The organism is Streptomyces sp. NPDC042102 (assembly GCF_055582305.1).
In genome coordinates this window covers 174,070-187,272 of record NZ_JBVJDL010000009.1, presented here as the reverse complement: position 1 = coordinate 187,272, position 13,203 = coordinate 174,070, and the positions used below count along the sequence as shown (strand labels likewise).

Annotated in this window: 14 protein-coding genes; 10 read left to right on the top strand and 4 right to left on the bottom strand. The window is 73.0% G+C overall.

All coding sequences use genetic code 11. From position 1 onward, the window contains the following. Positions 1–249: 249 nt before the first annotated feature. A complete protein-coding gene (locus ACZ6KO_RS28720; protein ID WP_469306924.1) occupies positions 250–900 on the top strand; it encodes a hypothetical protein in 651 nt (216 codons plus the stop codon). Positions 901–936: 36 nt separating this feature from the next. Here ACZ6KO_RS28720 and ACZ6KO_RS28715 read toward each other — a convergent pair whose 3' ends face one another. Beyond that, positions 937–1,683 (bottom strand): SLATT domain-containing protein, encoded by a 747-nt coding sequence (locus tag ACZ6KO_RS28715; protein WP_469306923.1) that lies wholly within the window; start codon positions 1,681–1,683, stop codon positions 937–939. A gap of 274 nt (positions 1,684–1,957) precedes the next feature. Here ACZ6KO_RS28715 and ACZ6KO_RS28710 point away from each other — a divergent pair, with 274 nt between their 5' ends. The 3 genes from ACZ6KO_RS28710 (at position 1,958) to ACZ6KO_RS28700 (ending at position 3,638) form a co-directional block, all read left to right on the top strand. Continuing rightward, a complete protein-coding gene (locus ACZ6KO_RS28710) occupies positions 1,958–2,302 on the top strand; it encodes a YbaB/EbfC family nucleoid-associated protein (RefSeq protein WP_076044258.1) in 345 nt (114 codons plus the stop codon). Between the two features lie 84 nt (positions 2,303–2,386). After that, positions 2,387–2,986 carry a recombination mediator RecR gene (recR, locus tag ACZ6KO_RS28705; RefSeq protein ID WP_469306922.1) on the top strand — a complete coding sequence of 200 codons (600 nt, stop codon included), beginning with the start codon at positions 2,387–2,389 and terminating at the stop codon, positions 2,984–2,986. After that, a complete protein-coding gene (locus ACZ6KO_RS28700; RefSeq protein WP_401445341.1) occupies positions 2,979–3,638 on the top strand; it encodes a DUF5063 domain-containing protein in 660 nt (219 codons plus the stop codon). The genes recR and ACZ6KO_RS28700 overlap by 8 nt, the downstream gene beginning before the upstream one ends. Before the next feature lie 10 nt (positions 3,639–3,648). Here the strand turns inward: ACZ6KO_RS28700 and ACZ6KO_RS28695 are convergent, their stop codons facing one another. Next, entirely contained in the window at positions 3,649–4,185 is a 537-nt protein-coding gene (locus tag ACZ6KO_RS28695; RefSeq protein ID WP_469306921.1) for a hypothetical protein, read from the bottom strand. Between the two features lie 203 nt (positions 4,186–4,388). On the opposite strand from ACZ6KO_RS28695, the gene ACZ6KO_RS28690 reads away from it, so the two are divergent. From ACZ6KO_RS28690 to ACZ6KO_RS28675, 4 genes are all read left to right on the top strand, one after another. Continuing rightward, entirely contained in the window at positions 4,389–5,669 is a 1,281-nt protein-coding gene (locus ACZ6KO_RS28690; protein WP_469306920.1) for an aspartate kinase, read from the top strand. Continuing rightward, the gene (locus tag ACZ6KO_RS28685; RefSeq protein WP_469306919.1) at positions 5,666–6,742 is read left to right on the top strand and encodes an aspartate-semialdehyde dehydrogenase; all 1,077 of its coding nucleotides are present in this window, start codon (positions 5,666–5,668) and stop codon (positions 6,740–6,742) included. Before ACZ6KO_RS28690 ends, ACZ6KO_RS28685 begins: the two co-directional genes overlap by 4 nt. A gap of 364 nt (positions 6,743–7,106) precedes the next feature. After that, positions 7,107–7,715 (top strand): SigE family RNA polymerase sigma factor, encoded by a 609-nt coding sequence (locus ACZ6KO_RS28680; protein WP_469306931.1) that lies wholly within the window; start codon positions 7,107–7,109, stop codon positions 7,713–7,715. Beyond that, the gene (locus tag ACZ6KO_RS28675) at positions 7,712–8,722 is read left to right on the top strand and encodes a hypothetical protein (protein WP_469306918.1); all 1,011 of its coding nucleotides are present in this window, start codon (positions 7,712–7,714) and stop codon (positions 8,720–8,722) included. The genes ACZ6KO_RS28680 and ACZ6KO_RS28675 overlap by 4 nt, the downstream gene beginning before the upstream one ends. Positions 8,723–8,734: 12 nt before the next feature. Here ACZ6KO_RS28675 and ACZ6KO_RS28670 read toward each other — a convergent pair whose 3' ends face one another. Beyond that, positions 8,735–9,490, bottom strand: a complete 756-nt coding sequence (locus tag ACZ6KO_RS28670) for an SURF1 family protein (protein ID WP_469306917.1) — start codon at positions 9,488–9,490, stop codon at positions 8,735–8,737. A gap of 121 nt (positions 9,491–9,611) precedes the next feature. Continuing rightward, positions 9,612–11,411, bottom strand: a complete 1,800-nt coding sequence (locus tag ACZ6KO_RS28665; protein ID WP_469306916.1) for a S9 family peptidase — start codon at positions 11,409–11,411, stop codon at positions 9,612–9,614. A gap of 152 nt (positions 11,412–11,563) precedes the next feature. Here ACZ6KO_RS28665 and ACZ6KO_RS28660 point away from each other — a divergent pair, with 152 nt between their 5' ends. Together ACZ6KO_RS28660 and codA are read left to right on the top strand one after the other, a co-directional pair. Then, positions 11,564–11,731, top strand: a complete 168-nt coding sequence (locus ACZ6KO_RS28660) for a hypothetical protein (protein WP_401445363.1) — start codon at positions 11,564–11,566, stop codon at positions 11,729–11,731. Between the two features lie 131 nt (positions 11,732–11,862). Then, on the top strand, positions 11,863–13,167 hold the full coding sequence (codA, locus tag ACZ6KO_RS28655) for a cytosine deaminase (protein WP_469306915.1): 1,305 nt from the start codon (positions 11,863–11,865) through the stop codon (positions 13,165–13,167). The last annotated feature ends 36 nt before the right edge of the window (positions 13,168–13,203 follow it).

The window sequence follows — 13,203 nt, the reverse complement described above, 5'->3', positions numbered from 1 at the left end:
AGCCCGCGTCGTCCGGTGCCGTGCATCGCAAGGCGGAGAGGCTCCCGATTACTGGACGTCCTCGGGTGCCTCGACAACGCGGCGAGGTGCGGTGCTGGGCGGCGCGGGTCAGGCAAGATCCGGAAGAGACGGCCTAGCCGGCGTCTGCCCGGCCGGGTTCGCCCGGCCAGGTTCTGCGCACCCCTTCGCGGAGGGTGTTCGGAGCACTACTCTGGCCCGATCGGCGCACAACGACCGAACGGAGCCCGCGTGGCCTGTGACCTGTGGCTGGTCCCCCTTGTCGACGTGCTGTGCCACAGCCCCGACAACCCCTTCGCGGAAGAGATCGCCTCGTACGACAAGGCCCTGGGCGAGGCCGGACTGCCGTCGGTGCCCGTCTTCGCCTACATGCCGGGCCTCTCCGGGGACGTGGCCCCGGTCGCCGGTTTCGACTACGACGCCCTGCACTTCCTGCGGCGGGCCTACCTGCTGCAGATCTGCGGGCTGCCGGTGACCCCGGTGGACGAGCTCGGCGGGGACTACGAGCAGCTGCTGGAGATGTTCGAGGCCACGGCCCAGCAGTCCCACCTGGTCTGGCACTACGACCACGCGGGCGCCTACGTGCCGGTGGACTTCGCCGCTCCGCTGGCCAACGAGGAGCTGCTGGCCGGGGGCGGACCGCTGGGCTCCGCGCAGGGCCTGCTGCGCGAGCTGGCGTTCGTCGCGCCCGCGATCGGGATCGACCCGGCCCGGCCCCCGGCCGCGCCGGCCCCGCCGGGGCGCCCCACCTCGCTGGAGGAACCGGCGGGTCCCATTCCGTACGACAACAGTCCCTTCGCCCGGGAGCGCCACGTGTGGCTGGGCCTGCACGCGGCGGCGACCCGCAGCCTGGGCCAGGGGTCGATGATCATCTTCAGCTGAGCGCGCCACCGGGAGGTGCGGCCGGGCGGCCGTCGCTCAGCGCGGCTGCTCCGGCGGCCGCTGGCGCGGCATGTTCGGGCGGGTGCCCGGGGGCAGCGGGAAGCGGCTCGGGTGCGCGCCCGGCTCCGGGCGGGGGGCGGCGGTGCCGAGGGACTGCATCACCAGCGGCGCCGGCCCCGAACGGAACTCGACCATCCAGTCCGCGGTCTCCGAGCGCACCAGCTCGGTGATGTCCTCGGAGAACCGCCGCAGCACGGTCAGGCAGCGCTCGGCGGCCTCGCTGGCCGTGCCCTCGGTCGGCCCGAGGACCTCCCGTACGTTCTCCGAGGCCCAGTCGAACTGCAGCGTCTGCAGTCTCCGCTGGACCGCCTGCGCCGTGGCCACGTCGCGCATCCAGCCCGAGGTCAGCCCGAAGAACCGGTCGCAGGCCAGACAGGCGGCCGCCAGCAGCAGCGCCAGGTACCCGTACGCCGCCGCGCCGGGTGCCGAGCCGGTCAGCTCCACCAGCGGCAGCGCGGCCCCCGTGACCGCGCCGAGCGCCGCGCCGGCGCGCAGCACGCGGGCGCCGCGCCGCTTCCACGCGCGGTCGGACAGATACCACTCGGCGGTGCGCAGCGCATCCGCCTCCACGCGCCGGTAGAGCTCGTCCAGGCGTTCGGCGGGTTCGCCCCAGTCCCCGAGGGGGAACGGCCTGCCGGTCAGATCCCCCGCCGCCGTCGGGCCGCTGCTCTCCTCCCGGGGATCCCGGGGTGGCCCCTCGGGCTGCATCTCCGGCTGGCTCACCCGGCACTCCCTCTGCCTGCGCTGACGTGTGGTGGTGCGCGTGTGCGCAATGGTGCGCATGCACTTCCTACCTCCGAATGGCGGGCGATGGGCGGCGAATCCCGGGATTTCCGCCCGCAAGGAGGTCTTGATCAGGTGCGGGTACGTCCCGTCTCTCACCCGAAAGAGTTGGTCCGCACGGCGTAGGGCGCGCCGCGCGGGGAGCACGTAGGCTCGGATTGACCAAAACGTAGTCGAAGGTCGAAGTCTGTCGACAGCATGGAGTGAGTGACCCGTGATCCCCGGTGGTGGCCAGCCCAACATGCAGCAGCTGCTCCAGCAGGCCCAGAAGATGCAGCAGGACCTCGCCGCGGCCCAGGAGGAGCTCGCGCGGACCGAGGTCGAGGGGCAGGCCGGCGGCGGCCTGGTCAAGGCGACGGTCACCGGTTCCGGCGAGCTGCGGGCCCTGGTGATCGACCCGAAGGCGGTGGACCCGGAGGACACCGAGACCCTGGCCGACCTGGTCGTCGCGGCGGTCCAGGCGGCCAACGAGAACGCGCAGGCGCTCCAGCAGCAGAAGCTCGGTCCGCTGGCGCAGGGCCTGGGCGGCGGCAGCGGGATCCCCGGCCTGCCGTTCTAGGCGCTTCGGCTCCAGACCCTTCAGCATTCCCTCCCGTCCCTCTAGTCTCTGCAGTCCCCAGCTGAACAGGAAGAAGGCAGTCCGTTGTACGAAGGCGTGGTCCAGGACCTGATCGACGAACTGGGCAGGCTGCCCGGCGTCGGGCCCAAGAGCGCGCAGCGGATCGCCTTCCACATCCTGCAGGCCGAGCCGACGGACGTGCGCCGGCTCGCGCACGCCCTGCTGGAGGTCAAGGACAAGGTGAGGTTCTGCGCGGTCTGCGGGAACGTGGCGCAGGAGGAGCGGTGCAACATCTGCCGCGACCCGCGCCGCGACCCCGCCGTCATCTGCGTGGTCGAGGAGCCCAAGGACGTCGTCGCGATCGAGCGGACCCGCGAGTTCCGGGGCCGCTACCACGTGCTGGGCGGCGCGATCAGCCCGATCGAGGGCGTCGGCCCGGACGACCTGCGCATCCGCGAGCTGCTGGCGCGGCTCGCGGACGGCTCGGTCACCGAGCTGATCCTCGCCACCGACCCGAACCTGGAGGGCGAGGCGACCGCCACGTACCTCGCCCGCATGATCAAGCCCATGGGCCTGAAGGTCACCCGCCTGGCCAGCGGACTCCCCGTCGGGGGCGATCTCGAGTACGCGGACGAGGTCACGCTCGGGCGGGCCTTTGAAGGAAGGCGACTCCTCGATGTCTGACGCAACGCTGCACGCACTGGGCCAGGACCCGGACGACTTCGCCGCCTCGATCGCGGACCAGATCGAGTCCTTCATCGTCGCGGTCACCGAGGTGGCCAAGGGCGAGGACCCGGACAGCGCCGTCCCGTTCCTGTTGCTGGAGGTCTCCCAGCTGCTGCTGGCGGGCGGCCGGCTGGGTGCGTACCAGGACGTCCTGCCCGACGAGCGCTACGAGCCGGACCTGGGTCCCGAGCCGGACGTGGACGAGCTGCGCGAGCGCTTCGCGCTCATGCTGGAGCCGGTCGACGTCTACTCCGAGGTCTTCGACCCGTACGAGCCGCGCAAGGCCCCGGTCGCGCACCGGATCTCGGACGACCTGGCCGATGTGGTCGCCGACCTGCGGCACGGCCTCATCCACCACCAGGCGGGCCGGGTCACGGAGGCGCTGTGGTGGTGGCAGTTCTCGTACTTCACCAACTGGGGCCCGACGGCCTCGGCCACGCTGCGCGCCCTGCAGTCCCTGATCGCCCACGTCCGTCTCGACCAGCCGCTCCAGGAGCTGGACGGCCTGGACACCGACGAGGACCTGGCCGAGGACGATCTGGCGGAGCAGGCGGGCCTGGTCATGGCGGAGGAACTGGGCGGCCTGGGCCGCCGCCCGGCCCGCCCGTAGCGCTGCCCGGTCAGGAGCCCTGGCAGCGCTTGGTGGCCAGGGCGGTCTCGGCACCCTTGGCGTAGCCCGCCTGCCAGTTCGGGTCCGCGGTGAGGGTCTTCGGCGTGGTCTTCGAGCACGCGGCCAGGGTTTCCCTCAGGCCTTGCTGGAACCCCTTGCTGTACTGGTCCCTGGCCTCTTCCTGGCTCTGCTGCGGGGGCTGCTGGCCCGGGGCCGCCTGCACGCACGGGACCGACGGTCCCTTGTCCGGGTGGGCCCACCACAGGTGGTCGGCGACGGGGCCGACGGTGAACGAGCCGTGCTTCAGCGCCACGTCGGGGACGTAGCCGTCGCCGCCGGTCGAGCCGAGGCTCACCTTGACCGAGTCGAAGCCCTCACCCTTGAGGTAGACCGTGTTCGGGGCGCCCTCGACGGGCTGTTTCGTGCACGTCGCGGCGGGTGCCGCCGCGGCCGGCGGCAGGGCCGTGGCGACGCCGCCCAGCGAGACCGTGCAGGCCGCGGCCACGGCCACGGCCCCGGCGACGGCGAACGTCGAGCCTCGGTTCATGATGGTTTCTCCCGTCCTGCGGACCCCCTCACGAACGCCCCCGCACCCCCTGCACGCCCCCTTCTCCCACGATCCCCTCGCCCACCCCCGGTGTCGACATGTGACGAACACTACGTCTCATGATGTGGTACACGGCGGTCGGAATCCGGTCGCTCGTTAGACTGCGGAGCTGACCGCAGTAATGGACTGAGCGAGGAGCGCACGTGGGCCTTGTCGTGCAGAAGTACGGAGGCTCCTCCGTAGCCGATGCCGAGGGCATCAAGCGTGTTGCCAAGCGGATCGTCGACGCCAAGAAGAACGGCCACCAGGTGGTCGTCGTGGTATCGGCGATGGGCGACACGACGGACGAGTTGATCGATCTCGCCGAGCAGGTATCTCCGATGCCCGCCGGACGGGAATTCGACATGCTGCTGACCGCAGGAGAGCGGATCTCCATGGCCCTGCTGGCCATGGCGATCAAAAACCTGGGCCACGAGGCCCAGTCGTTCACCGGCAGCCAGGCAGGCGTCATCACCGACTCGGTCCACAACAAAGCGCGCATCATCGATGTCACGCCGGGCCGGATCCGTACCGCGCTGGACCAGGGCAACATCGCCATCGTCGCCGGTTTCCAGGGCGTCTCGGCGGACAGCAAGGACATCACCACCCTCGGCCGTGGCGGCTCGGACACCACCGCCGTCGCGCTCGCCGCGGCGCTGGACGCCGAGGTGTGCGAGATCTACACCGACGTGGACGGCGTGTTCACCGCCGACCCGCGCGTGGTGAAGAAGGCCCGGAAGATCGACTGGATCTCCTCCGAGGACATGCTGGAGCTCGCCGCCTCCGGCTCCAAGGTGCTGCTGCACCGCTGCGTGGAGTACGCGCGCCGTTACAACATCCCGATCCACGTCCGCTCGTCCTTCTCGGGACTGCCGGGCACGTGGGTCAGCAACGAGAAGCCCGAGTCGCAAGGGGACCAGCAGGTGGAGCACGCCATCATCTCCGGAGTCGCCCACGACGTCTCCGAAGCCAAGATCACGGTCGTCGGCGTCCCGGACAAGCCGGGCGAGGCCGCGGCGATCTTCCGCGCCATCGCGGACGCCGAGATCAACATCGACATGATCGTGCAGAACGTCTCGGCGGCCTCCACGGGCCTGACCGACATCTCCTTCACCCTCCCCAAGACCGAGGGCCACAAGGCCATCGACGCCCTGGAGAAGGCGAAGAACGCGATCGGCTTCGACTCGCTGCGCTACGACGACCAGATCGGCAAGATCTCGCTGGTCGGCGCGGGCATGAAGACCAACCCGGGCGTCACGGCGAGCTTCTTCCAGGCGCTGTCCGACGCGGGCGTCAACATCGAGCTGATCTCCACCTCGGAGATCCGCATCTCGGTCGTGACCCGCCAGGACGACGTCAACGAGGCCGTGCGCGCCGTGCACACCGCCTTCGGCCTCGACTCCGACAGCGACGAGGCCGTCGTCTACGGAGGCACCGGACGATGACCGCCACCCGGCCGCCCGCCGCCCCGGCGCTCGCCGTGGTGGGGGCGACCGGGGCGGCGGGCTCCGTCCTGCTCCAGATCCTGTCCCAGCGGGCGGACGTCTGGGGCGGCATACGCCTGATCGCCTCGCCGCGCTCGGCCGGCCGCATGCTGGCCGTACGCGGCGAGGAGAGCGAGGTGCTCGCCCTGACCGAGGACGCCTTCGACGGCCTCGGCCCGGGCGACGTCGTGCTCTTCCTGACCCCGGCACAGATCTCGGCGCGCTGGGCGCCCGTGGTCGTGGCCCGGGGCGCGGTGGCGGTGGACACCTCCGCCGCCTTCCGTGAGGACCCCGAAGTGCCCCTGGTGGTGCCCGAGGTCAACGCGCACGCGGCGCGGATCCGGCCGCGCGGGATCGTGGCCGGGCCGGACTGCGTGACGGCCGCGATGATCGCCGCGGTGGGCGCGCTGCACGCCGAGTACGGCCTGACCGAGCTGGCCCTCTCCTCGTACCAGGCCGCGGGCGCCGCCGGCCGCGCCGGCACCGACGCGCTGCGCCGTCAGCTGTCCCTCGTCGCCGGCACCGCGCTCGGCGAGCAGCCGGGCGACGTACGCCGGGCCGTGGGCGAGGACACCGGGCCCTTCGCGGCCCCGCTCGCCCTGAACGTGGTGCCGTGGTCCGGCGAGCTGCGCGAGGGCGGCCACTCCTCGCACGAGCTGGCCGTACGGGCGGAAGTCCGCCGGATCCTGCAGCTGGACGCGCTGCCGGTGGCCGTCACCTGCGTCCAGGTACCGGTGGTGACCGGGCACTCGGTGAGCGTCCGGGCCCGGTTCGAGCAGGACGTGGACCCGGCGCGGGCCCGCGAGATCCTGGACGCCGCGCCCGGTGTGGTGCTCGTCGACGACCCGGCGATGGGGGAGTTCCCGACGCCCGCGGACGCGGCCGGGACGGATCCGGCGTGGGTCGGGCGGGTGCGGGGCTCGCTGGACGACCGGCGGGCGCTGGAGTTCTTCGTGTGCGCCGACAACCAGCGCAAGGGGGCCGCGCTGAATGGTGCCCAGATCGCGGAACTGATCGCGCGTGAATATGCGTAATTCGCTTTGTAGGATCTGCACTGATCCCTTGATCAAGGTGTAGGCCCGGTGCCGCCTCGACGAGCGGGGCAAATCGGGAAGAGCGGGTACGCATGACGGTATTTGACGCACCAGGAGTGACGCTGCCGCGCGCGTACAACCCTGACGGGGGGACGGGTGTCCAACTGGCGTGGCAGAGGCATTGCTGGACTTCGCCGTCGTACCGGCGCGCACGGGATTCGGCCCGGTGCGGCGGCCCGTACGCATCTCCGACGGCGTCACGGTGAGACCGGCCGCCGCCGACACGGGTACGGCACCCCCGCGCACGGTGCGGGGCGGTAGCGTGCCCGCGCCGCGCGAGAGTGCCGAATCCGGCGACAAGGACCTGACGGGCACCGGCGCGCCCGGCCCGACCGGTGCGCCCGGTACCGAGGCGTGCGCCGGCGATGTCGTCGCCGGTGCCGAGGAGGTCGTGGCGTGCGCCGGCGATGTCGTCGCCGGGACGACGGTCGACCATCTCACCGCCACCTACCAGGCGCACTACCGCTCCCTGCTGGGGCTCGCCGCGCTGCTCCTCGACGACACCGCCTCCTGCGAGGACGTCGTCCAGGAAGCCTTCATCCGGGTCCACTCGGCCCGCAACCGCGTCCGGGACCGCGAGAAGACCCTGGCCTACCTGCGCCAGACCGTCGTCAACCTCTCGCGGTCCGCCCTGCGCCGGCGCATCATCGGCCTCAAGCTGCTCTCGAAGCCGATGCCGGACATGGCGAGCGCGGAGGAGGGCGCGTACGACCAGCTGGAGCGGGACGACCTGATCAAGGCCATGAAGAGCCTTCAGCGGCGGCAGCGCGAGGTCCTGGTCCTGCGCTACTTCGCGGACATGACGGAGGCTCAGGTCGCCGAGACGCTCGGGATATCCCTGGGCTCGGTCAAGGCGTACGGATCGCGGGGCATTGCCGCGCTGCGGGTGGCGATGGAGGCTGCGCAGTCATGAAGGACGACCGGAACGACGGCCAGGCCCCCGCCCCGGACGACGAACGGGCCCTGCGGGCGCTGCTGCACGGGGCGGTCTCGGACCTGCGACCCGCCCCGCTGGCCCTGGAGCGGCTGCGGCACGCGGTCCCCGCGCGCCGGGCCCGCAAGCGGCAGGCGCTGGTGGGCGCCGCGGCCGCCGTACTGCTGATCGGCGGCGGGACCCCGGCGGTGCTGCACCTGACGGACGGCACCGAACACACGGAGGCCGACGGTCCGGCGATGGCCGGACACGGCCAGGACGTGCCGGGCACCGCCGGCACCGGTTCCGACCCGCACGCCACGGGCTCCGGGCACCAGCCGCAGCCCACCAGCTCCCCGTCCCGGGGCGCGACCGTCCCGGCGGTCCCCGGCCAGCGGCCGGGCGTCTCGCCGGAGTCCTCGCAGACGGCGACCGGCGGCACCTCCGCCGCGCCCACCCTCAGCTCCGGGCCGCAGCCGCCCGCCGCCGCCCCCGGGGTGCCCCTGTGCACCGCGGGACAGCTGGGCGTGACGGGCAGCGCGGGCACCCCCGACGCCGACGGCAAGGTCTACGGCAGCTTCCGCGTCACCAACGTCTCGGCGCTGGGCTGCATGGTCACCGGGCCGGACGCGGTGACCGCGTCGGCGGGCACCGAGGTCCTCGCCCATGGGCCGTCCGACCCGGCCCCGGGGCTGCCGGATCCGTCGTCCGAGGTCACCTCGCTGGTCCTGGCGCCGCACATGTCGTACGAGGTGCGCTACGCCTGGGTGCCGTCGGCCCTGTCCTGCCCCGCGCCGACCGCCAGCGACCCGCAGGGTCCGGCCACCGGTCCCGCGGCGAACACCGAGGCCGCCGCGCCCCCGCCGCAGCCGCCCGCGTCGCCGGGCGTCTCGGTCACGCTCACCGCGCGGCCCGGCGCACCGACGGCGCAGACCACGCTCCCGTCGTCCCCGTGCGCCGGCACGGTCTACCGGACGGGCACCATCCCGCAGTCGCCCACCCCGTAGGGGGCCGGCGGATCAGGCGGCGAGGCCCGCCTCGGCGTCGCGCAGGGACTCCACCTCGCGGCGGTACAGCCGGAACCACATGAAGAGCACGAACGCGGCGAAGACGAACCACTCGCCCGTGTAGCCCAGGTTCTGGAAGGCCTTCAGGTCCAGGCCGGTGTTCGCGGGCGCCTTCGCCGGCACCGGCGTGAGCCCGTCCGAGGCGGTCTGCACCGTCAGCCAGGCGTCGTACAGGTCGTGCGGCACCAGGTTGACCAGGGAGGCCGCCCCGATGACGCCGAGCTGCCCGGCCGGCAGGCCGCCCGAGGCGTGCACGCCCCTGGTGCCCGAGTTCTCCGGGGCCTGGAGGGCGCCGGTCACCGAGACCGGCCCGGCCGGCGGAGCGGGCGCCTTCGCGGGGTCCGCGTCCCCCGGCAGCCAGCCGCGGACGACCGGGACGACCTTGCCGTCGCCGGCCGTCTTCAGCAGCGTCAGCACGTAGAAGCCGGTCCGGCCCTCCAGCGAGCGTTCCGGCACCAGGAACTGCTCGGCGTACTCGCCGGAGGCCGTCGCCATGCGGCCCGAGGTCTTCTTGTCCACCGGAAGCAGCGAGTCCAGCGGGACGGCGGCCTCGTCGGCGGGCCGCCCGGCCGACGCCTCCCGATGGGTGTCGACGCGGTCCTCGAACCGGCCGAGCTGCCACGACCCCATGAAGAGACAGAAGGGGACGGCCAGCACGACGAAGACGTTGATCCCCCACCACCGCGGGGTCAGCAGAAACCGGTGCACCCCTCCACGGTACGGGGGGTGCACCGGCGACCTCACGGCAGGTCCGCGCCGGCCGCGCGGCCGAGGTCCCGCGTCAGGTGTGCCGTGTCACACGGTCGCGTCACACGTCGCGTCACACGTCCTACGGCAGGTGCTTGCGTACGAAGTCCAGCTCCAGCCGCAGCTGCTTGATCCGCTCCGCGACCACCAGCGAGCCGTGCCCGGCGTCGTAGCGGTACACCTCGTGCACCGCGCCGCGCGCCGCCAGCCGGTCCACGTAGTTGTCGATCTGCCGGATCGGGCAGCGCGGGTCGTTGACCCCGGCCGCGATGTAGACCGGCGCCCGCACGTCGTCCACGTACGTCAGCGGGGACGAGGCCGCCCAGCGCTCGGGCTCCTCCTCCGGGGTGCCGCCGAAGAGCGTGCGGTCCAGCGCCTTCAGCGTCTCCATCTCGTCGTGGTACGCCGTCACGTAGTCGGCCACCGGCACGGACGCCAGCCCCAGCGCCCACGCGTCGGGCTGCGTGCCCAGGCCCAGCAGCGTCAGGTAGCCGCCCCACGACCCGCCCGAGAGGACGAGCCGGCGCGGATCGGCGAGCCCGCAGGCCACGGCCCACTCGCGCACCGCGGCCACGTCCTCCAGCTCGATCAGGCCGACGCGGTGCTTGAGGGCGTCCGTCCACTCCCGCCCGTACCCGGTCGAGCCCCGGTAGTTGACCCGGACGACCGCGAAGCCGTGGTCCAGCCAGGCCGCCGGGCCCGCGGCGAAGGCGTCGCTGTCGTGCCAGGTCGGGCCGCCGTGCACCTCGAAGACGGTCGGGAACGGGCCGTCGCCGTGGCCCACCGGACGCTGCGCGAGCGCGTGGATCCGGCCCCCGGGGCCCTCCACCCACACGTCCTCCACCGGCACCGAGCGCGGCGCCCGCAGGCCCGGCAGCTCCAGGACGACCCCGCCCGCGGTGGACCGGACGGAGGAGGGCTCGGCGGCCGAGGACCACAGGTACTCCACCGTGCCGTCGGGCCGCGCGGAGGCGTCCGAGAGGGAGCCGGGCGGGGTGTCCACGCGGACCAGCTCGCGGCCCGCCAGGTCGTAGCGCCACAGTTCGTCGCGCGCCTCGAAGCTGTGCGAGACCAGCAGCGCCGAGCCGTCCGGGTACCACTGCGCGCCCACGTCGCCGGGCAGGTCGATCGCCAGGTCCCGCTGGGTGCCGTCGGCGACGTTCCAGATCATCGGCTCCCAGCGGCCGCGGCGCTGGTGGCAGACCAGCAGCCGGGTGTCGCCGGGGACGGGCGCGAAGCCGAGGACCGACAGGCCCAGCTCCTCGGTGCCGTCCTTGGTGTCGTCCAGCTCGGCGACGGTGGTGCCGTCGAGGGTGACCACGCGCAGGGAGGAGTGCATCGAGTCACCGTGCTCGGTGTGCTCGATGGCGATCAGCGTGCCGTCGCGGGAGAGGTCGCCGACACCCGCCGACTCGCGGTGCCGGTAGATCTCGACGGGCGCGGCGCCCGGCCGGGAGACGAAGACCGTCGAGCCGTCCTCGTCGGTGGACCGCCCGACGACGGCCGTGCCGTCGCGGCCGATGGCCAGGCCCGCCGGGTACGAGGGCTCCAGGCCCGGGGTGGCGGGCTCGTCGGCGCCGCCCGCGAACGGCTGGCGCACCCAGGTGCCGAACTCGTCGCCGTCCTTGTCGTTGAACCACCAGATCCACTCGCCGTCGGGGGAGAGCGTGCCGTCGGTGGTGCCGTTGGGGCGGTCGGTCACCTGACGGCGGTCGCCGGTCGCACGGTCCCAGGCGTAGAACTCGTACGTACCCGTCACGTTCGAGATGTAGAGGGAGCGGTCGGGGGCGTCCTCGGCCCACTCGGGCATCAGGACGCGGGGCGCGCGGAAGCGCTTCTCCCAGTCGGGCATGTCGGGCGTGATCGTCGTATCGCTGGTCATAGCCACATTCTCGGCGTACGGCGCGGCCCCGCGGGCGGGGATTTCCGGCCCGGGCGTTGACGGCGGGGCCCCGGGATGCCGACTGGGCTGAACGGGGGGACAGTGGACTGCGTACGCCCCGCTATGTCCGAGTGCTCCGAGGAGGAGTGATCATGGCCAAGAAGGATCGTGCCGGCAAGATCGGTCACCACGATTCCGAGCGCGCGATGGCGAAGAACACGGCGGCCGAGGCACGTGCCAAGGCCGCGGTCAGAGACGCGCAGCAGCTCTCCGCGAAGACGAGGGGCATGCAGCAGAAGGCTCAGGCCAAGCGCGGCTGAGTCCCGGCACCGGTCACCCGGCCCGCGGCCGGCGCGCGAAGGCGGGCCGATTGCCGCGGGCCGGGCGGGCGGTTGTCCACAGGGGCGGGCGCGGGGTGGGCACACTGCGTGACCGGTCGTATCGTGAGCGTATGCGAATGATCGTCCGGGGTGCCCGGCTGCACACGGGGGAGGGCCGGCTCGCCCCCGGTCTCGTCGACGTGGAGGTGGCGGAGGACGGCCGCGTCGCGTGCGTCGTGCCGTACGACGACCAGAAGGAGCCGCCCGCGACCGGCACCCTGATCGAGGCGCACGGTGACCTGATCAGCGCCCCCTTCGTCGAGCCGCACATCCACCTGGACACCGCGCTGACGGCGGGCGAGCCGCGCCCGAACGCCTCGGGGACGCTCTGGGAGGGCATCGCCTGCTGGAGCGAGCGCAAGCGGAGCCTGACGCGGGAGGACGTGATCGCCCGCGCGACGGAGGTGCTGCGCTGGCAGGCCGCGCAGGGCGTGCTGTACGTGCGGACGCACTGCGATGTCACCGATGACCGGCTGGTGGCGCTGGACGCGCTCGCCGAAGTCCGCGACCGGGTGCGGGAGGTGATGACCCTCCAGATCGTGGCGTTCCCGCAGGAGGGCATCCTCTCCTTCCCGGGCGGCGGGAAGCTGATGAGCGAGGCCGTGGCGCGCGGGGCGGACGTCATCGGCGCCATCCCGCACTTCGAGGACACCCGGGAGGACGGGGTGGCCTCCCTCCACCTGGCGTTCGAGCTCGCCGAGCGGCACGGGCTGCGGGTGGACGCCCACTGCGACGAGATCGACGACGAGCAGTCCCGCTTCGTCGAGGTCCTGGCCACCCTCGCGCTGCGCTCGGGCCTGGGCGGGCGGGCCACCGCGTCGCACACGACGGCGATGGGGTCGTACAACGGGGCGTACAGCTACAAGCTGCAGCGGCTGCTGCGGCGTTCGGGCATCAACCTGGTCTGCAACCCCTTCGCCAACCTCAATCTCCAGGGCCGCTTCGACGGCTACCCGCGGCGGCGGGGCCTGACCCAGGTCAAGGAGATGCTGGCGGCGGGGGTCAACGTGGCCTTCGGGCACGACGACGTGATGGACCCGTGGAACGCCCTGGGCACCGGGAACCCGCTCCAGACGGCCCTGATGGGGCTGTACGCCGCGCAGCTCACCGGCGCGGACGAGATCCCGACGGCCTTCTCGATGGTGACCGACCGGGCGGCGCGGGTGCTGGGCCTGGAGGACTACGGCATCACGGAGGGCGCGCCCGCCTCGTTCGTCCTCCTCCCGGCGCCCTCACCGGCCGAGGCGCTGCGCCGCCAGGTCAGGCCCCGCCACGTGGTCTCCCGCGGCCACCTGCTGGCCACGACGCCGCTCGCGCCGACCCGCCTCACCTGGCCGGACGAGCCCCCTGGGGAGGTGACGTTCACCCACCCGTAGCCACCCGCGCCCCGCCCCGCTCCGCCCCGCCACGGA

Coding starts and splice junctions, on each gene's coding strand:
- ACZ6KO_RS28695 (WP_469306921.1), bottom strand. CDS start 4,185: ATGAACCGAGGCTCGACGTTCGCCGTCGCCGGGGCCGTGGCCGTGGCC.
- ACZ6KO_RS28685 (WP_469306919.1), top strand. CDS start 5,666: ATGACCGCCACCCGGCCGCCCGCCGCCCCGGCGCTCGCCGTGGTGGGG.
- ACZ6KO_RS28675 (WP_469306918.1), top strand. CDS start 7,712: ATGAAGGACGACCGGAACGACGGCCAGGCCCCCGCCCCGGACGACGAA.
- ACZ6KO_RS28665 (WP_469306916.1), bottom strand. CDS start 11,411: ATGACCAGCGATACGACGATCACGCCCGACATGCCCGACTGGGAGAAG.
- ACZ6KO_RS28660 (WP_401445363.1), top strand. CDS start 11,564: ATGGCCAAGAAGGATCGTGCCGGCAAGATCGGTCACCACGATTCCGAG.
- codA (WP_469306915.1), top strand. CDS start 11,863: ATGCGAATGATCGTCCGGGGTGCCCGGCTGCACACGGGGGAGGGCCGG.
- ACZ6KO_RS28700 (WP_401445341.1), top strand. CDS start 2,979: ATGTCTGACGCAACGCTGCACGCACTGGGCCAGGACCCGGACGACTTC.